Below are 19,164 nucleotides of genomic sequence, written 5' to 3'. Positions count from 1 at the left end.
AGCGGCCTCTCGCGTCTGCCCCTGATTGATCGCCGCAGTTTATCCCGCCCGCGGCAGCTGGTTCTCGACGAGCTGGCTCCAGTAGCTGGCGCCCCAGGGAAGGGCCTCGTCATTGAAGTCGTAACCAGCATTGTGCAGCATCTTGCCTTCGCCGCCGCCGCCATTGCCCATCCAGATGTAGCAGCCCGGCTTCTTTTCCAGCATGAACGCGAAATCCTCGCCGCCCATGCTCGGAGTCGGGTCGCGGACGACCATCTCGTTCCCAACAAGTCTTTCCGCCACCTGCGCGGCGATCTCTGACTCGGCTTCGGAATTCACGGTCGGCGGATAACGCTTCTCATAGCGCAGCTCTGCGGTCGCGCCGAAACCGGCACAAACACCGTCGATGATCTGCTTCATCTTCGGCTCGATCATGTCCCGCACTTCCGGACGGAAAGAGCGGGTGGTGCCGGCGAGCTGCACCATGCCCGGAATGACGTTATAGGCATCGCCGCCGTGGATCTTGGTGACGGAGACGACCACCGCGTCCATCGGATCGACATTGCGGCTGGCGATGCTCTGCAGGGCAGTGACGACCTGGGCCGAGACCAGGATCGGATCGATACCGAGATGCGGCATGGCGCCGTGGCCGCCGACGCCGGTGATGTCGAGCTCGAACATGTCATAGGCGGCCATCATCGGACCTGGACGGACCGCGACGGTTCCGACCGGCATGCCCGGCCAGTTATGCATGCCCCAGACGGAATCCACCGGGAACTTGTCGAACAGGCCTTCCTCGACCATCACCCGGCCGCCGCCCTCGTTCTCTTCCGCAGGCTGGAAGATGAACTGGACGGTTCCCGAGAAGTTCCGGGTTTCCGCCAGATACTTGGCCGCGCCGAGCAGCATGGTGGTATGCCCGTCATGCCCGCAGGCATGCATCTTGCCGGGATTCTCCGACGCGTATTCGACGCCGGTCTGCTCCGTGATATCGAGCGCATCGATATCGGAACGCAGGCCGATGGCACCTCCCTCGCCGTTCCCCTTCAGAGTGCCGATCACGCCGGTTCCAGCGAGGCCCCGATGCACCTCAACACCGAAACTTTCCAGCTTCTCGGCGATGAAGGCGGCGGTCCAATGTTCCTCGAACGCTGTTTCGGGATGCCGGTGCAGCTCACGCCGCCACGCGGTCATTTCCTCGTGAAATTCGGCGATCCGGTTATTGATGGGCATCGGGACTGGCTCCGTTCATTGAACTCAAAAGGCCGCGTTTGCAGCTGAAGCAAAGCGGAGCACATTGTCCGCCGGGCTGCGCGTTTCGTGCTCGGCATCATCCGTACGGATCCGGGCCGGAACGCCGTTCTTCACCACCATACGATGGTTCGCCCGATCCGCAACCCGGTCGATATCGGCCAGCGGATCGCCATCGACGATCAGCAGATCGGCGTGATTGCCTGCAGCGACGGTGCCACGGTCTTCGAGACCCATCAGGTCGATGCCGTTGCGGGTTGAGAAGATGATCGCGTCCATCGGCGCGATGCCGATATCGACCATGTAACGCAGCTCCAGCGCGTTCTTGCCATGCTTGTTGAACGGCGTGCCCGCGTCGGTGCCCATGGCGATCTTGCCGCCGGCGTCATAGAACATCTTGATTGACTGGATATGCCGTTCCTCGACCCGCATGGCCTTCTCCACAGCCTGCAGCGGAACGCCATTATCCTTGTTGGAGACGATGTATTTCACCGCCGCCAGGGTCGGCACCAGATAGGTTCCCGCTTCCAGCATTTCCTTCAGGCACTGCTCGTCCATGAAGATGCCGTGCTCGATGGAGGCAACACCGGCGCGGACGGCGTTCAGGATACCGAGACCGCCCTGAGCGTGGCTGGCCGCGCGCTTGTGGAAGCGTTTGCCCTCGGCCACACCCGCGGCCATCTCCTCCGCCGTGAAATGCGCGTCCTCGGGGCTGACACCCGGGGTCATCACGCCGCCGGTCGCCATCAGCTTGATCAGGTCGGAGCCGGCATGGATCTGCTCGCGCACCGCCTTGACCACTTCATCCACGCCATCGGCAATGCGGCCGTTGCGGTTACCGTGCCCGCCGGTCATGCAGATGATCTTGCCGGAGCAGAGGATGCTCGGCCCGATCTGTGCGCCGCTGTTGCAGGCATCGCGCACCGCAAGTTCCAGATAGTCCTTGCCGCCGCAATCCCTGAGCGCGGTGATCCCGCCCATGAGCGAGGTCTGCGCGTGCTTGTAGGCCGCCATGGTGATCTGGCCCGGCGTCATCATCGCCTGGACCGAGGCCGGGTTGCCCTCGCCGCCCATGCAGAGATGTACATGGCAATCGACCAGTCCCGGCAGCAGCGTGCCGCCGGTGAAATCGACCCTGAAGCCGGTGAAACCCTGGAACCTCTCGGCGGGCGCCACCTCGGCAATCCTGCCATCGCGCACCATTACACCGTGATTTTCCAGACTGGCGCCATTTCCGTCGAGAATGGTGCCGCCCTCATAAAGAGTTTCAGTGACCATGATTTGTCCTCACCGGGCAGCTTCCAGCCCGTTCGTTGGTTCTGTCGTCAAGAATATGTTTGCACGGAAGGCAGGTCGGCCAAAGCCGCGTTGATCCGTGCCTCATTCAACTCCGGGGACTGGGCACCTGGCAAGGTACAGATGACACCACTCGCCGCCGCCGCGCGCCGGGATGCGTCCATCAAACCTGCCCCGCGATCCAGTGCCGCCGCCAGAACGCCGCAGAACGTATCGCCCGCGCCCACCGTGTCGACCGGCCGGATCGGCAGTGCCGGAACCTGGAAACAGTGCCCTTCCGCAGCGACAACAACCCCGTCGGCGCCGATCGTCACGATGCCGGTTCCCCGGCAGAGACCGGCCAGGCCGCGCGCCAGATCGGCATTCTCGAGCCCGGCGCCGGCGCCGAGCAGGCCCATGGCTTCTTCTTCATTTGCGATCAGGATATCGACCTCGCGCAGCGCTTCCGCTGAAAGCGGGCCGAGAGGCGCATCATTCAGGATCACCCGGCAATTCCGCGCCCGTGCCCGCCGGATTGCCGCCTCGGTGTCCGCCTGCGGCAGTTCCATCTGCAGGAGCAGGGTTTCTCCCTCGCTCAACAGATCGTCCGTCAGCCAGTCCGACGAGGCCTTCATATTGGCGCCACTGGCCACCAGGATCTGGTTCTCGCCGCTTTCCTCGACCGAAATCACCGCCGTGCCGGTCACGCCGTCGACGGTGCGGATGCCGGAGACATCGACACCTGCCGCGGCAAGAGCCGAAAGGCATGGCGCAGCGTTCGTATCCCGCCCGACAGCGCCAACGAACCGGACGGCAGCGCCGTCACGGGCCGCGGCCGCCGCCTGATTCGCGCCCTTGCCGCCCGGACAGAATGTGAAACTGTCGGTCAGCACGGTCTCTCCGCGGCGCGGCAATTTCACGAAGGAAAAGAACAGGTCGGCGTTTATGGATCCGAACACGACAATCATGATCTGCTTTCGTCCGCTGCTCTATGTTAGTAAGCCTTTCTAGATACAGAAATCGCGCGGATTGCACATGATTTATCCTGTCATCCTTTCGGGCGGCTCCGGCACCCGGCTCTGGCCCGTCTCACGCGCGCTCTATCCGAAGCAGCTGCTGCCGATGCTGTCCGAGAAGACCATGCTGCAGGAAACCGCCCTGCGGTTTACCGAGAATGCCGGCTTCGGCCCGACATCCGTGATCTGCAATGCCGAGCACCGGTTTGCCGTGGCCGAACAGCTGCAGAGCGCCGGTATAAATCCTTCCGCGATCATGCTGGAGCCGGCCGGCCGGAATTCGGCGCCAGCGGCCGCCATTGCCGCTCTGCATGTCCAGAGCGTCGATCCGCAAGGCCTGGTGCTGCTGCTTGCCTCCGATCACAGGATTGAGCGACCGGACGCTTTCAGGGCCGCCGTTGAGACGGGTGCGGTCGCGGCACGGGCCGGACAACTGGTCACTTTCGGCATCACCCCGGACCGGCCGGAGACGGGCTATGGCTATATTCGGCGGGACGCCCCTCTGGACGGTATGGACAGCTGTTTTGCCATTGAGGGATTCGTCGAGAAACCGGATCTTGAGACCGCAAAAACCTATCTCGCCGCCGGAGACTATTACTGGAACAGCGGGACCTTCCTGTTCCGTGCTGCCGATTTCCTCGCCGAATTGAAACGCCTGGCACCGGATATCCTCATGGCCGCAAAGGCGGCCCTGGACAAAGGCATCTCGGATCTGGATTTCCGCCGGCTCGACGCAGCCGCCTTCGCCAAGGCCCCATCGATCTCGATCGATTACGCGGTGATGGAAAAGACCGGCCTCGGCGCCGTTGTCCCGCTCGATGCCGGCTGGTCCGATGTCGGCTCCTGGAGTGCGCTTTGGGCCGTCCAGGACAAGGATGCGGACGGTAATGCGGTTCAGGGTGATGTCTGGCTGCACAAGACCCGGAACTCGCTGGTCCGGGCCGAAACCCGGCTGGTCACGGTGATTGGCGTCGAGGACCTCGTGGTGGTGGAATCGCCGGATGCCATTCTCGTCGCTTCCATGGGCGCGGACCAGGATGTCAAACTGGCTGTCGAAGCGCTGAAGCAGGCCGGGCGGCCAGAGGCGATCAGCCATGCGACCACGCACCGTCCCTGGGGCAATTACCGCAATATCGACAGCGGCGATGGCTACCAGGTGAAGCGGATTACCGTGACGCCGGGCGGCCGGCTCTCGCTGCAGAGCCACAAGCATCGTGCCGAACACTGGACGGTCATCACCGGCAAGGCCCGGGTCACACGGGGGCCGACAATTGATCGGCTCGATGTGATTCATCTCGATGCGGACCAGTCCGTCGACATTCCGCTGGGCTGGATCCACCGGCTGGAAAACCCGACCGACGAGCCGCTGATCATCGTCGAAGTGCAGTCCGGCGTCTATCTGGGCGAGGACGATATCGAGCGCTTCGACGACCAGTACGGGCGATGACCGGCGACAGCCCCGCTCCGGAATTCGATACCGCCTTCAGGGAGCGGTTCGAACAGCTGCTGCGCTGGCGCCGGGATGTCCGGGCCTTCCGGCCTGATCCCCTGCCCGAGGGAGCCTTGCAGCGGCTGGTGGAGACCGCCTCGCTCGCTCCCTCCGTCGGCTACAGCCAGCCCTGGCGCTTTGTCACCGTCTCCGACCCGGAGCGCAGAAAGATTGTCCGGTCCGCCTTTGAAGAGGCCAACAGGGATGCTCTTGCAGGATATGACGGCGAGCGCCAGCAGCTCTATGCCCGGCTGAAGCTGGCAGGACTGGACCAGGCGCCGGAGCAGGTCGCGATTTTCACCGATCACGGAACCGCGCGCGGTCACGGGCTCGGCCGGCAAACCATGCCGGAAATGCTCGACTACTCGACCGTGAACGCGATCCACACCTTCTGGCTCGCCGCCCGCGCGGAAGGTATCGGCGCGGGCTGGCTTTCCATTCTCGACCCGGTTCGGGTGACCAGGGCGCTGGACGTGCCCGAAGGCTGGTCCCTGACGGCCTATCTGTGCGTCGGCTATCCGGCGGAAGAGTCCGACCGTCCGAAACTGGAGCAGGCCGGCTGGGAAGAGAAAGCGGCGGAGAGCGTTACAATCCTGCACCGCTGACCCAGGCGCGAAGAGCCTTGATCATCAGGACCAGATTGTCTGCCGCGACGTCCCGGCCCTCATTCACAATCGGCCTTGCCGCAAAGACGCGCGGTCATTGCACCTCTGGACGACAGGATCTCCAACGCGGTGCATAGCAGCGGAATCCTGCAAAGGTCCTGAAAGAGCCGCAGGTGCTGGCAGAGCAGATCCTGCTGCTCCGCTCCTACATCAAGCTGCTGTTGCAGCAGGTGCCGGGCCAGGTACCGTTTATCGGGGAGCCCTGAAACGTGTGGGCTGGATCACAGCAACGACGATCAGGGGAAGCGCCAGGGTCAGAATAGCGACAGTGATCAGCAGCATCCCGAGTTCGCTATAGTCGGCTGGAACCTGCACTTCTCCAGTGGCTCTGTCCCGCACCTCGCGCGTGACCAGAAATATCTGGTTCAGATATTTCGTGCCGAGGGCTCCCGCGGAGAGGCCAAGATTGATGAAGGACGCCATCACCGCAAAGAAGGTCGCCTTCAGATGTACCGGTGCTGTCTTGGCGATCCAGGCAAGTACGGGGATCAATGACACCTGGCCCAGCGGCGACTCAATCGCCGTATCGATCAGGGCAATGAACCGGGCATCCACCACCCCGCCGGTCAACGGCGCCGTCCATTCGTGGATGCCGTAATAAAGCGCAATGTCCGGCAGCGAGAGAATTCCGGCGAATATGGACAGCAAAACAACGATATAGGCGATTGAGCGTGTCGCCATAAGCGGCCGCAAAACCACCATACCGACCATCGCAAGTCCTGCGCTGATCAGTGTCAGGACGGAAAAAAACTGCTGGTCGAAGCCAAGCTCGTCGATATTAAACCAGGCAGAGCCAGCGCCCGGCGAGGGTATCGCGCGAAACACGAAGACGATAATCGAGGTCCCGATAAGTGCGAGCCGCTGGGCCGGCTGCAGCTCCGGCAACAGACGGGAAATCAGGAAACAGACGATCCCCATCGATCCGGCAAAGACGACCTCCTCCGAATATCCGAAGCCGCTCAGACCGACGCTGATCGTGAAGGCGGCGAAGACCAGACTGCCGCCGAGGATCCACCAGTTCGGGTGCGCTTCGCCATCCGGCCGGAACAGCATCGCATCGACTTCGGAGGCCGGCAGGCCAGTCGCAAGCAGCTTGCGCGCACGGTGTCGCAGCATCATCCCGCCAAGGATGACGCCAATAACGGAGATCACCGGCACGGCAAGCGCGAGCAGGTAGATATCGGCATAAATGCCGACTTTCTCCGCCTCGCTCATATCGGCCACGCCATCGAACATCGTGATGTTGATCACCGCCACGAGCGCGATCCCGCCGATCAGCGCGAACCGGCCAAGCATCTGCATGGTGGTATGCATGGCCTTGACGTCGTCATCCGCGAACGGCTCGCCGTTCTCGTCCAGTATCGGAACCGCTTCGACGGTCATGGCATCGGCGACCGCATCCTGCAGGATGTAGCCCGTCGGCGAGAGTAAGGCACTGAGGACGAACCAGGCCGCGACCGGCATGATTGCCGCCATCGCGTCAGTATGCGCAATCAGGCCGTACATGATCAGCAGACTGGCCGACACCAGCAGCGCGCCGAGATAGACGAGGACCGCCTTCCATTTCCAGATGATGTCGATCAGGTGCCCCACCGGCATTTTCAATGCCCATGGAATCCCGGCCCAAAAACCGAGCGCTGCCAGGAATGCGGCGGAGAGGTCGAGATATTCCTTCACGAAAAAAGTGCCGACGATCGAGGTCAGTCCAGAAATACCATAGGCGAGATAGACCATCAGGGGCGGCAGATAGGACCAGCGCATCTGTTCGAGCAGCCCGACAATAACCTCGTGCAGCCACGTCTTTCTCATAGATATCGCCATGCTTTTATTGTTTGACCCCGCCATTTTGCCTGATGCCGGACAGCGCGCCTAAACCTTTATGATTCTGTGGTTTCTCCAGGCTTCATGACCGCGCGTTCTTTCGTATAGAATAACCACAGAGTTCCACCAGAGACATTCAAGGTTACTAATGGATCGTGCCACGCAAAGTCTCGCGGAACTGCAAGCCATCCTGTCAACGATCCAAAACCCTAAAGTTAGGCAATTTGCCGAGTATTGGATGTCGATACATCCAGGCGATCATTTGCCCTCGCGCACGAATTTCGACCCAATCCATATTCCGTTGCTCCTGCCGCACCTCGTGCTGGTCGACGTAACGCGGGATCCTGTGCGGTTCAGAGTTCGGGTTCAGGGCACGGACGTTACTCGCGCGATGCGGCGCGAACTCAAAGGCACTTACCTGGACGAAGCCTTTCCGAATTTCGAGCAGAGTTTTCCCCACCTCGACCGGGTGCATGTTGTGGAAACGGGACTGCCCACGCACCGGATTGGCTCACCGAGCATTCAATTCGCTCTCGATTACGCTCCAATCGAACGTCTCCACTTGCCTCTCGCCACCGACGGATCGACAGTCGACATGGTGATTTCGATCTTTCTCTACGAACAGAAAACGACCGCGCCGATGTCTCTTCTCTGATCCCGTCCCCAAAGCTGGCTTCTCATAGACGAGATTGCACCCAGCCAGACAATTCAGACTGCACCTGAGGAAAGACAGACTTCCAGTCACCAGGTACCGGTTGCCGGAACAGCCTTGCATTCGGGTATGCCGGCGTGCGCGTGCCCTGCCGCAGCCAGATCCAGCTTGGCCCGAGACCAGCGGCCAGCAGAACCCAAACCGGCGTCTCTGTCCGGGCAGCGATATGCGCCGTCGTGTTGCCCACCGTGATCACCAGATCCAGTTCGGCCACCCTTTCCGCAAAATCCAGCGTCGAGCCATAGGGATCGAAGTCAGGCATGGACCCGATTTCCGGGAACGCCTTCAGATCTTCCGCTCCGTCACCATATTGCAGTGAAACGAAGCGGCATCCCGGGACCTTCAGAACCTCAGCCCAATCCTCAAGATCCGTGGATTTCAGCCCACCGATGATCGGGGCGCCAGACCACCATGAGATACCGATCCGGGCCTGATCGCGGCGCGGACGATGCCTTGAGAGAACCCGCTCCCGGCCGCCTTCACTCAGGCCCTCTGGCGCGCGCGCAAAGAAGCAGCCGACAAAATCAAATGGAAAACAGGCCGCCGCGCACCGGTCCGCATCGCCGGTCAGCGCCTCCTCGAGCGAGTCGATCACCCTCACTTCAGGATAAAGCTCCCTGAACAGTGCACGGTTCCGGGGATCGACCAAAAGAGAAACCCGGCCGGCAGCTTCGATCGCGCGTTGCAGGAAGATCGAGAACTGCAACTCGTCACCGATCTGATCCATGCTCCAGAGCAGCAGGGCCCCTTGAGGGAGACGTTTTCCGTCCCATCGCGGCAAACCGTCGATCGGCGGCTCCCACTCAGGCAGCCTGAAATATTCCAGCCGGCGCCACCCTTCCTGAAGTGCGCCGATGATCATCAGGGTGCGTCCGAGTTCACCCTGCGCCTCACGGCTCACCGGGTTGACAGCCACGGCGCGCCGGAACCAGCGCGCCGCGTCTTCGGGATCATCCTCGCGCCGCCGCCACAGGCCGCAATGGCGTAACGACAGAAAATCGGACGGAGCGGCGCAAAGAGCTCTCCGCACGGCCGCGCCGGCATCCGGACTCCCAATGATCAATGCCTTGATCCGGGCGATGTTGCCGAGAGTTCCGTCGTGCAGCGGGCGCGTGACATTGGCGGCGGCGAAGCATCGAAGGGCGGATTCCGGCCGGCCGGCACGGTCCTCCGCATTGCCGATATTGTAGTAACCGTCGCTGTTCCCGGGCACGACGAGTGCTGCGCGCCGCAGAGCGGGAATGCTGTCTCCCGCCAGACCGATGAGCGTGAAGAGCTCGCGATGCAACGGCACGGCGCAACGCCCCGGAAGCACCGCTATGGCCCACTGCGCAAAGCGGATCGCGTTCGCAGCGGCACCGATATTCCTCGCTGATAGACTGAGATAATACCCGCTTGCCGGATCTGCCGGCACCAGCAGCAACGCCCGGCGGGCGGCATCCAGGCTGGCTTCAGCATCCCCGGCAACGGCGGCCTCGCCCGCTCTTTGGCGAAAATGCGCCGCCTGCCGGGTGTCAGCCTCCGCCATGTCCGAACAGCATGGTTATATTGATCCGCCGGTGAATATAGCCGTCGCGGAAACGGAACCGGTCGGTTTCGTGGAACAGTCGCGAATCAAACAGCAGGGCCCGGTTCTCGCGGTTCGGAACGCGCAGGGGATTGTCCCGCTCGCTGCCGAGAAAATCGTAGATCTCGGATGCAGGCGCGGCATTGTACCGCTCGAAGGTCCAGTCTTTCGGAGCCGGTTTGCGGAACACCAGCAGGCCGCCGGTATCGGGCTCCAGGTTGGACTCGCCGTGGTTGATCCAGAAATTCACGTTCACCGCGGCGAAATCGGCATGCGGGTTGATGCCCGCCATATGCTGGTCGTACTTGTAGGCCCACATCATTTTCAGGCCGTGCGGGCCAAGCACGCGGGGCATCCGGGCACGCAGGCCGCGCCCGATGGCGAACAGCAGCGGATCATTGAACCCGTCGCGGTAATAGGCGCCGAGATATCCCGCCCCTTTCAGCTGGTGCCAGATCGTCGATTCGAAGCAGAACCGGCGGAGCCTGGCGAGCGCGTCTTCGCTGAGCAGGGAATCGATGGCAATCGCCCGCGGATCGCCGTCCAGATAGCTCTCCTCGATCCCGTCCCAGTCCAGGTCGGCATTGAGAGGGTCCGCCCCCTGCCAGCCCGTCGCCGCGATATGGACGAGTCGATTGTAGGACCGTTCGATTTGACCGAACGCCGCATCATCGAGCTCGAAGGAAATCGCATTGCGCTGCTCTTCACTCAACCCGTCCAGCAGGCCCTGATAAGCCTGCCACTCTTCCCTGTAACTGTCCGGAAGAGCATCACGCTCCGACAGATAGCGATACTGTTCGGCATCATGTTTCAAACGATGCCGGGCACAGGTCCTGTCAACCGGCCGCACGGGCGCCACCGGCATGTCCGCATAGTCGGGCGCATCGTTCAACGGCCGGCCATGGGTCAGCCGGGCACGCCGGGCGTAAGGCTCCGCCGCGGCCTCGAACCTGTCGTCTCCGATCAGCGTGACGCCGAGATTGAACCAGAGGTCCGGATTGTGTGGCTCACGCTGGAGCAAGGCCCGGTAAAGGGATTCTGCTTCAATACTTCTGCCGTTCTGTTGCAACAGATAGGCCCGATGCATGCTGGCGCCGAGATCGGCACGATCCGCATTGAGCAGACGGCTGGTTGCCCGCTCCGCCCGCTCGATATCGCCTGCGCCCTGCGCCGCTCCGAGCAACAGTCCGCTCTGCCGGTCCGGATCGATGCAAAAGGCACGGCTGGCCGCCGTCACGGCGCCGGCCACATCGCCATGCGCCGATGCGGCCTCGCTTTGCAGCGTGTAAGGGCCGATCCCTTCCGGAGCCAGCACAAGAGCCATGATGGACGCGCGGTGGGCAACCGCTTCACTTCCCGCCCGGTGCGCCGCCAGCGCCAGGTTCGAATGGACAGCCGCCACGCCCGGCAGTCCTTGAGCGGCGGCGGCATATGCCGCTTCGGCTTCGGCGCTCCGGTCCTGCTTCAGGCGGATAATGCCAAGATAGAATTGCGCCGCCGGCTGACGCGGGTTTTCCGCGACGATGGCAACAAGACCGGGCTCGGCAGCGTCAATGTCGCCTGCCTCGACCATTTTCATCAGGGCGTTGATATCGTGGCTCATGCACCGGTCATAGCGCGTTAAGGGCCGGACGCCAACTGGCGACACCTTTCCTCATCGCCGATTTCCGCTCACCCGAACGGAAGGCCGACATAGTTCTCCGCGATGGTCTTCCGGCCCGCGTCAGAACCGGTGAAATAATCGAGGTCCGCAATCTGGATTTCCTGGTCGAACGGCTCCCCGTCGGGGAACCGATGCAGCAGGCGCGTCATGAACCAGGAAAACCGCTGCGCCGCCCAGACACGTTTCAATGCCGTCGCTTCATAGGCATCGAGCAGGTCGCTGGCCCCGTGCTTGAAGAAGGCAACGAGCGCATCGTTCAGAACCTTTACATCACCGGCAGCGAGGTTGAGTCCCTTGGCGCCGGTCGGCGGCACGATATGCGCGGAATCCCCCGCCAGGAACAGCCGGCCGTGGCGCATGGTCTCGCATACGAAACTCCGCATCGGCGTGACGTCCTTGCGCAGGATCCTGCCCTCGTTCAGCCGGAAGCCGTCGCCGGACTCGAGGCGGGTATGAAGCTCGCTCCACACCCGCTCGTCCGGCCATTCATCCAGCTTCTCTTCCGGGTGGCATTGCAGGTAGAGCCGCGTCACCTCCGGCGAGCGCATGCTGAACAGGGCAAAACCGTTCTGGTGATAGGAATAGATCAGCTCATCCTGGGCCGGCGACGCCTCCGCCAGGATGCCGAGCCAGGCGAAGGGATAGACCTTCTCGAACAGGCGCAGCCGTTCCTGCGGGATCGTCGGCCGGGAGACACCATGGAATCCGTCGCACCCGGCGATGAAATCACAGCTCAAGACAGTGTCTACACCGCGCTGCGTGAAACTCACCGACGGGCTGTCTCCGTCAATGTCATGCAGCTGGACATTCTCGGCCTCGAACCGGATCTGGCCGTCGAAATTCTTCTTCAGCGCGATCAGGTCTTTCACGACCTCCTGCTGACCGTAGACGGTCACCTTCTTGCCGCCGGTGAGTGCGGGGAAGTCGATCCGCCGCTTCTCGCCCCGGAAGACCATGTCGATCCCCTCGTGGGGCATTCCCTCGCGGGCCAGGCGGTCTCCCGCCCCGATGGCGTGCAGCAGCTCGACGGTCGGGTGCTCAAGGACCCCGGCACGGATCCGGCTCAGCACATATTCTTCCGAGCGTGCCTCGAGAATCACGCAGTCGATGGCATGCTGGCGCAGCAGCTGGGCCAGCAGAAGACCGGCCGGGCCGGCCCCGATGATTGCGACCTGCGTTTTCATTGATCTCTTTCCTCCCAAAGCGATCCGACTCTAGCCGGGAACCCGGCCGCCCAGAAGAGAAGTTAGGGACAAAAATTTGCATATTCCGGCCAAACTGATCTTTATTGGATTGCCCATGGCCAACCCGGCGATTGCAGAGAGACAGCGAACTCCCGATGAATCTCATACCTTCCTTCAATCTTTACAGTGATGCCAATGGCATCGTCGAGCCGCGATTCCTGCATATCGAAACCATCCCGACGCGCAGCCTGGGCAATGATTGGACAATTCGGCCACACCGGCATCCGGAGCTGTTCCAGTTCCTGCTCCTCACCGACGGTGGCGCGGAAATGCAGCTCGAGAGCACGACGGCGCAGCTGGTCGCGCCGGCCTTGACCGCCGTCACGCCGAACGCCGTGCACGGCTATATCTTCCAGCCCGGCACGGAAGGCTATGTGCTGACAATTGCCGTGGCGTACCTGACCGACCTTGTCGAGCACGCAGCCGATGCTACGGCGCGCGGGGTGATCCGGACGTCCACGATTGTGCCGCTGGCTAAAGACGCGGAAACCGTCGAGGAAATAAGACTGGCCTGTGAGCGGGTTTCGATTGAAAGCCGTCGGAACCTTGCCGGAAAGCAGGCGCTCGTTGCCGCCGACCTCTTGCGGATTCTCGGCCTCTTCGTCCGTCTGACCGCTGCCGACCAGCAGCGCAGCGATGAGGCATCCGCTGCCCCTGACAATCTTTACGAGCGGTTTCGGGCCATTGTGGAAGAGCGGTTTCGCGAGCACCTCACCATCGCGGACTACGCCTCCCGGCTGGCGACGTCCGAGCGCACCCTGCGCCGGGCGACGCAGGCGCGCTCCGGGCGAACGCCGCTTGAAATCCTGAAACAGCGCATTTTGCTCGAAGCCCAGCGTGACCTGCTCTATACGGCCCGGTCCGTGGCCGAGGTCGCCTACGGGCTGGGCTTCCAGGATCAGGCCTATTTCACCCGGCTCTTCTCCGCCGGGACCGGCGTGACGCCGACCCAGTTCCGCAAGCGGCACAATGCCTACCTGAGCGGCACGCCGGAAGATCGGGTGGATGCAGCGAACAGCACCCGGCCGCGTCAGGCCGGCCGTTCCACTTTCTGAGCTGGCTGTTCGGGAGACTTGCCGGTCTGGCCGTTGAACTCGGGCACGAGCCGGGCCAGAAGTCCCAGAACATGGTCCTCGTCGCGTTGCCGTCCGCTCGCCTCTATCTCGTCAAGCGCCCGCGACAATACCGCCAGATCGGCCGTGCGTGGCGAGGCCCGGTGAATGCCTTCGATTTCGGTCGGGATCAGGGCTTCGGCATCGTGGAACAGTTCCTCAAACAATTTCTCGCCCGGCCGTGGCCCCGTATAGGTGATCTCGATATCCACACCCGGCGTCAGTCCGGAAAGCCGGATCATCTGCATCGCCAGATCTGCGATTTTTACTGGCTCGCCCATATCGAGGACACAAATCGCGCCGCTCTGCCGCGCAGCGCCACGCGCGCCCGCATCCATGGCCGCGGCCTGCAAGACGAGCTCCACCGCCTCGCGCACGGTCATGAAATAGCGCGTCATGTCCGGATGGGTCACCGTCAGCGGACCGCCCCGGGCCAGCTGACGCTTGAACAGCGGGATGACGGACCCGGTCGAGCCCAGCACGTTGCCGAAGCGGACGGTGACGTAGCGCGGCCCGTCCCGGCGCGCCTCGTCCCGGTCCTTGGCCTGGCAATAGGCCTCGGCGGTCCGTTTCGTCGCCCCCATGACATTGGTCGGATTGACCGCCTTGTCCGTGGAGATCAGGACCATGGCCCCGACACCGTGCCGGGCCACGGCATCCGCCACGTTCCGCGTGCCGATGACATTGGTCATCACCCCGTCGGTCGGGTTGGCCTCGACCAGCGGGACGTGTTTCAGGGCCGCCGCATGAAAGACGATATCCGGCGCGAAACCGGCGATCCGGTCATCCACCGACCGGGCATCCCGGACATCGGCGAGCAGCGCCTTGCGCGGCAGGTCCGGGAATTTTTCGGAAATTTCCAGATCGATCTCGTAGAGCTGGAACTCCCCGGCATCAAGCAACGCGATCTCGGACGGGCCGAGGGCGGCGATCTGGCGCGACAGTTCGCCACCGATGGTGCCGCCGGCGCCCGTGATCATCACCTTCTTGCCGCCGATCAGGGTGGACACACCCTTGCGGTCGAGGATCTTCTGCGGCCGTCCCAGCAGATCTTCCACGCTGACGGAACGCACCGTGTCCGCAGCCCCGTCCGCGCCCTCCAGAGAGGCCATTTTCGGCATCCTGCCAACGGCAAGCCCGAGGGCGTTCGCCCGGTCCAGCAGATCCCGGACGACGGTGCCCTCGATGGATTGCCGGGTAATGACGAGCCGCTGCGGCGCGGTGTTCCGCTTGCGCAGATCGGCCACAACCTTGTCCAGCTCCTGCAGCGTGCCCAGCACCGGCACGCCGCGGATCATGCGGCCGACACGGCCGCCGAGATCGTCGACGATGCCAACGACCCGGTATGGCGCCTCGCGTTCACGGCCCATTTCCCGGATGAAGGCGTCCGTCCCGTCGCCAGCCCCGATCAGCAGTACCGGCACCCGGCCTGCCGCATTGCGCTCGAACAGGCTGGAAAAGGCGCCGTCCTTGACCAGCCGGTAGGCAAAGCGCGGCCCGGCCAGCAGCAGCGTCAGGACGAAGAACTCGATGATCAGGAAGGAGCGCGGGAAATCGTCCAGCCGGGTGGCAAGGAACTGCACGGCAAGGAACAGCGCGATGCAGACCACAACCGCCCGGACGATCCGGCTGAGGTCGCTCATCGACGCATAGCGCCAGACCGTGCGGTCCAGACGCATGGAAAAGAAGACCAGGGCAGCGACACAGGTGAAGGCGACCAGCCCGAAAACCACAACCTCCTGCGGCCATATCAGGATGTCCTGTCCGAGCCGCAGGGTCAGCGAAATCAGGAAGGACAGTGCGGCCATCCCGACATCGTGCAGGAAGGTCAGGAAACTGCGCCTAGAGCCGAACAGTGTCACGTTCATCACTTCCCCGCCCCGAACGAGCCCAAAACGCCAATGACCTTAAACCAGATACGTGGGGACGTCTGCCCCCGGGGGCCCTGCGCCGCCATGTCAGGCAACTGTCTCCGCCTTCAATCCGCCGCGGCGGAAGAGAAGGCAGAGCAGGATGACGGCGGCAAGCCCCGCGGCCACGGAAAACACCGGGTAGGCCGGCGCCACGAACAATGCCAATGCAATCAGACAGGCATTCAGCGCCGCAATGGCCAGACAGGCTCCGGCATGGCTGAAACCGCGTTGCGTCGCCTGCTGGTAGAAATGCTGGCGATGCGCCTCGAAGACATTTTCCCGCCGGAGCGCCCGCTTCAGCAATGTGTATGTCGCATCGCACAGGTAATAGCCCGGCAGCAGCAGAACCGCCGCCCAGCCCGCAAGACCGCCGGAGGACGCCCCGGTCTCAAGCAGCATCCAGCCGGCAAGAAAGCCGAGGGGAATCGATGCGACATCGCCGATGAAGATCTTCGAGGGCTGCCAGTTCCAGACCAGAAACCCCGCGATCGCGGCAACCATTGCCAGCGCCGGGACCTGTATCGCCGCGCCCAGCCCGGTGATCACGCCGAGCCCGATCAATCCGCCGCCGATGCTGATGGTCTCGACCCCGGTGATACCGTCGATCCCATCCATGAAGTTGAACAGATTGACGAACCAGAGCCAGGCAAAGCCGGCAAGCGGAAGCTCGAGCCAGACCGGCAGCAGACCGTTGCTGAAGCCGGCATCCGGAACCGTCACCAGCAATCCGGCCGCGACAGCCAGTGCCTGCACCAGCAACCTGAGTCGCGCCGGCAGGTTCTTCAGATCGTCGATAAACGAAAGGACCGCGAGACCGGCCGTCAATCCGGCAAGCAGCAGGGACTTGCCGTCGAGGCTCCCGTCGATTGCCAGCCAGCCGATCCAGCCCGCAAGCATGACCGTGACCACGGCAATTCCGCCGCCCCGCGGCTTCGGCACGGCGTGGCTGCTGCGCTCGTTCGGAACATCGATCACGGCGCGGCGCGTCAGCAGGGTGATCAGCGCGCGTGTCCCGACCAGCGAGGCCAGGAACAGGACGGCGAAAAGGACAAGGGCTGTAAGCAGTTGCATGGGCGCTCTTATAGCGTTCCAGCGGCCATCAGGGCCAGCCGATTGTCATCCCGCCGCCTTGCCGTCTTCTCGCTGCAGGGCCCAGCGGATCGTCACCTCGCCGGACGCCCGGATATCGTCCAGCGGCTCCCGGATCACCAGCTGCTCGCAGCGCTGGAACTGACCGCCGCGGCCGAAATAGACGCTCTCGTTCAGCGCCAGTCCCCGGTCGCAGCGCAGGCGCCAGCCGGAGCCGCTGCCCAGCCGGATAAGCGCCGCCGAGCCACTCTGGATGATGGACGTGCGGACTTTCGGATGCAGATGCAGCCGGATGCAGGCTTCCTTCGGCAGGTCGCCCGGATCGCCGGTATAGACCAGCCGGTCCTCGACCCTGAGATCGTCCCCGGTGTGCGACAGATAGACCCGGCGGAAATGCTTCAGCCCGTGGGTCGGCAAATAGCCGTCATGCTCCGCCTCGATCAGCATGTCGCCGTCAACGTCCGAGCGGACCGCATGGACATGCGCCGGGCGGGCGCCGGGCATGCCGTCGACCTCGATCTCGGCTGCGTTGCGATCATCGACGACAAGGGTCGAGTGCGCCGCCGTCGCCCGCAGCGCGCCGTCCCATTTCGGGTCGGCCGGGCTGGCGCCGCAATTCACCACCATGCGCTGCTTGCCGACACTGAGCTCGAAGGAAAGCAGCCCGGCATGGGCGGTATGGTCGGACGGTGACGGCTTGCCGGTATCCATGATCAGGCAGGTGCGACCGGCAACCAGCCGCTCGAAGCCGCTGTCCGGCGCCGAGGCCAGAGACTTTCTCTTGGTTTCCGCCTGGGCGATCAGGCTGTCGATGAACCAGACCTCGCCTTCCGTGGCGTGATGGAACAGGGCAAGGCCGCCGTCGCCATGACGCAGCAGGCGCAGCATCGCCGTCATCATGGAAATGCGCTCGTCCAGATCCTCGTCGGCATGCCCCGCCAGGCGCAAGGCCTTTCGGATCTCGACCAGATCGGCGAGCACCGAGACCTGCATGGCCGGCGAGCGCGAGACATGCCCGCCATCGGCCAGGACCTGCCGGTCGAGCTCCCTGTGCAGCCACTGCAGGGCCTGACCGAACTTGCCGGCCCCTTCCCCGATCACCGCCATCGCGGCGAACAGGCCCTTCGCCGCCAACAGGCGCCGCGCGCCCGGCGCCGAGGCCTCGATATCGCCGGTCAGATGCCGGTACTGGCGGCCGATGGACTGGAAGAAATCGGCGCGAAACTCGTCATCGGCGGAGCCGCCGAAAAAGTCGTAATTGCCGATCCAGGAAGACAGCCGGGCGCCAAGAATATCCGGCCGCCAGAGCAGCGCGTCCCATTCGTCGTGCCGGGCCAGCCAGCCGTCGACCAGATCGCGGGCCCGCAGCCGGGCGGCCTCGCCGCCGAGGTCGCGGAGGTCGCGCAGCCAGGAAAATCCGTGCAGATGCTCCAGTGCACCGGGCTCGCCCGGCTCCGCGTTCCAAGGGTCCGCGTCCAGCACGAAGCTGCCATGGGTATGGGGCATGCGCCCGTCAAGAATCGCGCGCCCGATCGAACTGTCGCCCGGCAGATCGTCCGAAAGCCGGTCCTTCAGCCCCAGCAACGGCCTCGCCGCAAGGCGCCAGCGATAGACCGGCGAGGCGAAATAGAGCTCCTTTAATGTCCGCATGCCCGCCCCCAAAGGCTCAGCAGAAACTCACCTGTCACCGCGAATGGCCGCTATATTCGCGGCATACGCATCCGGGCCACCCTTAAAGACGGCTGTGCCGGCGACCAATACATCAGCCCCGGCTGAAATGCAGCCCGGCGCCGTCTCGATCGTCACCCCGCCATCGACCTCGAGGTCGATGGTCCGTCCCGTCGCGTCGATCTTTTTCCGTACCGCCTCGATCTTGCGCAACTGGCTGTCGATGAACTTCTGGCCTCCAAAGCCGGGGTTCACCGACATGATCAGGATCAGGTCGCAGAGATCGATCAGGTTGTCGACAACCTCGACCGGTGTGCCCGGGTTGAGCGAGATCCCCGCCTTCTTGCCGAAGGATTTGATCAGCTGCAGCGTGCGATGGGTATGGGCGCCCGCCTCCGGGTGCACGGTGATGATGTCCGCACCGGCGTCGACAAAGGCTTCGATAAAAGGATCGACAGGCGAGATCATCAGATGCACGTCGAATGTCTTCGCCGTGCTGCCGCGGACCGCCCTGGTCACGGCCGGGCCGAAGGAGATGTTCGGCACGAAATGACCGTCCATGACGTCAACATGGATATAGTCGGCGCCAGCCTTGTCGATGGCCTCGATTTCCGCTCCCAGCCGGGCGAAATCCGCCGCCAGGATGGAGGGTGCGATTCGTGTGTTCTGCTGCATGGCCTTCACCTAACAGGTTGCCCGA

Annotated in this window: 15 protein-coding genes; 4 read left to right on the top strand and 11 right to left on the bottom strand. The window is 63.3% G+C overall.

The features are described 5' to 3' along the window. Window positions 1-39 precede the first annotated feature (39 nt). Genes RH950_RS05635 through RH950_RS05625 form a run of 3 tightly spaced genes read right to left on the bottom strand, consistent with a single transcriptional unit; the run spans window position 40 to window position 3,473 of the window. Window positions 40-1,212 (bottom strand): M20 aminoacylase family protein, encoded by a 1,173-nt coding sequence (locus tag RH950_RS05635; RefSeq protein WP_350054559.1) that lies wholly within the window; start codon window positions 1,210-1,212, stop codon window positions 40-42. 24 nt (window positions 1,213-1,236) lie between these two features. Further along, a complete protein-coding gene (locus RH950_RS05630) occupies window positions 1,237-2,508 on the bottom strand; it encodes a metal-dependent hydrolase family protein (protein WP_350054557.1) in 1,272 nt (423 codons plus the stop codon). Between the two features lie 47 nt (window positions 2,509-2,555). Then, on the bottom strand, window positions 2,556-3,473 hold the full coding sequence (locus RH950_RS05625; protein WP_350054555.1) for a ribokinase: 918 nt from the start codon (window positions 3,471-3,473) through the stop codon (window positions 2,556-2,558). Between the two features lie 67 nt (window positions 3,474-3,540). Here RH950_RS05625 and RH950_RS05620 point away from each other — a divergent pair, with 67 nt between their 5' ends. After that, window positions 3,541-4,968, top strand: coding sequence for a mannose-1-phosphate guanylyltransferase/mannose-6-phosphate isomerase (locus RH950_RS05620; protein ID WP_350054553.1), 1,428 nt, complete (start codon window positions 3,541-3,543; stop codon window positions 4,966-4,968). Beyond that, window positions 4,965-5,615, top strand: a complete 651-nt coding sequence (bluB, locus tag RH950_RS05615; RefSeq protein ID WP_350054551.1) for a 5,6-dimethylbenzimidazole synthase — start codon at window positions 4,965-4,967, stop codon at window positions 5,613-5,615. Before RH950_RS05620 ends, bluB begins: the two co-directional genes overlap by 4 nt. Window positions 5,616-5,864: 249 nt before the next feature. On the opposite strand, the gene RH950_RS05610 is transcribed toward bluB, so the two are convergent. Continuing rightward, entirely contained in the window at window positions 5,865-7,484 is a 1,620-nt protein-coding gene (locus tag RH950_RS05610; protein WP_350054549.1) for an MFS transporter, read from the bottom strand. Between the two features lie 160 nt (window positions 7,485-7,644). Between RH950_RS05610 and RH950_RS05605 the strand changes: the two genes are divergently transcribed. Beyond that, on the top strand, window positions 7,645-8,151 hold the full coding sequence (locus RH950_RS05605) for a PAS domain-containing protein (RefSeq protein ID WP_350054548.1): 507 nt from the start codon (window positions 7,645-7,647) through the stop codon (window positions 8,149-8,151). 22 nt (window positions 8,152-8,173) lie between these two features. Here the strand turns inward: RH950_RS05605 and RH950_RS05600 are convergent, their stop codons facing one another. The 3 genes from RH950_RS05600 to pobA all read right to left on the bottom strand — a co-directional run bounded on the left by RH950_RS05600 (window position 8,174) and on the right by pobA (window position 12,622). Further along, a complete protein-coding gene (locus RH950_RS05600; RefSeq protein WP_350054547.1) occupies window positions 8,174-9,736 on the bottom strand; it encodes a hypothetical protein in 1,563 nt (520 codons plus the stop codon). Continuing rightward, window positions 9,723-11,378 (bottom strand): tetratricopeptide repeat protein, encoded by a 1,656-nt coding sequence (locus RH950_RS05595; RefSeq protein ID WP_350054546.1) that lies wholly within the window; start codon window positions 11,376-11,378, stop codon window positions 9,723-9,725. Before RH950_RS05595 ends, RH950_RS05600 begins: the two co-directional genes overlap by 14 nt. Window positions 11,379-11,446: 68 nt before the next feature. Further along, complete coding sequence (gene pobA / locus RH950_RS05590) at window positions 11,447-12,622, bottom strand: 4-hydroxybenzoate 3-monooxygenase (protein ID WP_350054544.1); 1,176 nt, start codon at window positions 12,620-12,622, stop codon at window positions 11,447-11,449. Window positions 12,623-12,777: 155 nt separating this feature from the next. On the opposite strand from pobA, the gene RH950_RS05585 reads away from it, so the two are divergent. After that, window positions 12,778-13,737 (top strand): helix-turn-helix domain-containing protein, encoded by a 960-nt coding sequence (locus RH950_RS05585; protein WP_350054542.1) that lies wholly within the window; start codon window positions 12,778-12,780, stop codon window positions 13,735-13,737. On the opposite strand, the gene RH950_RS05580 is transcribed toward RH950_RS05585, so the two are convergent. From RH950_RS05580 to rpe, 4 genes are all read right to left on the bottom strand, one after another. Beyond that, window positions 13,713-15,662, bottom strand: coding sequence for a polysaccharide biosynthesis protein (locus RH950_RS05580; RefSeq protein ID WP_350054541.1), 1,950 nt, complete (start codon window positions 15,660-15,662; stop codon window positions 13,713-13,715). The two genes, RH950_RS05585 and RH950_RS05580, sit on opposite strands and share 25 nt — an antisense overlap. Window positions 15,663-15,752: 90 nt before the next feature. Continuing rightward, window positions 15,753-16,778, bottom strand: coding sequence for an MraY family glycosyltransferase (locus RH950_RS05575; protein ID WP_350054539.1), 1,026 nt, complete (start codon window positions 16,776-16,778; stop codon window positions 15,753-15,755). A 45-nt stretch (window positions 16,779-16,823) separates the two neighbouring features. Then, window positions 16,824-18,446 (bottom strand): heparinase II/III family protein, encoded by a 1,623-nt coding sequence (locus RH950_RS05570; protein ID WP_350054538.1) that lies wholly within the window; start codon window positions 18,444-18,446, stop codon window positions 16,824-16,826. A 27-nt stretch (window positions 18,447-18,473) separates the two neighbouring features. Then, entirely contained in the window at window positions 18,474-19,139 is a 666-nt protein-coding gene (gene rpe, locus RH950_RS05565) for a ribulose-phosphate 3-epimerase (protein ID WP_350054536.1), read from the bottom strand. Window positions 19,140-19,164: the final 25 nt, after the last annotated feature.

The sequence above is a fragment of the Nisaea sp. genome (genome assembly GCF_040217065.1).
GTDB lineage: Bacteria > Pseudomonadota > Alphaproteobacteria > Thalassobaculales > Thalassobaculaceae > Nisaea.
Note: the sequence above shows the minus strand (reverse complement) of the source record. Positions and strands in the feature narration are given on the sequence as shown.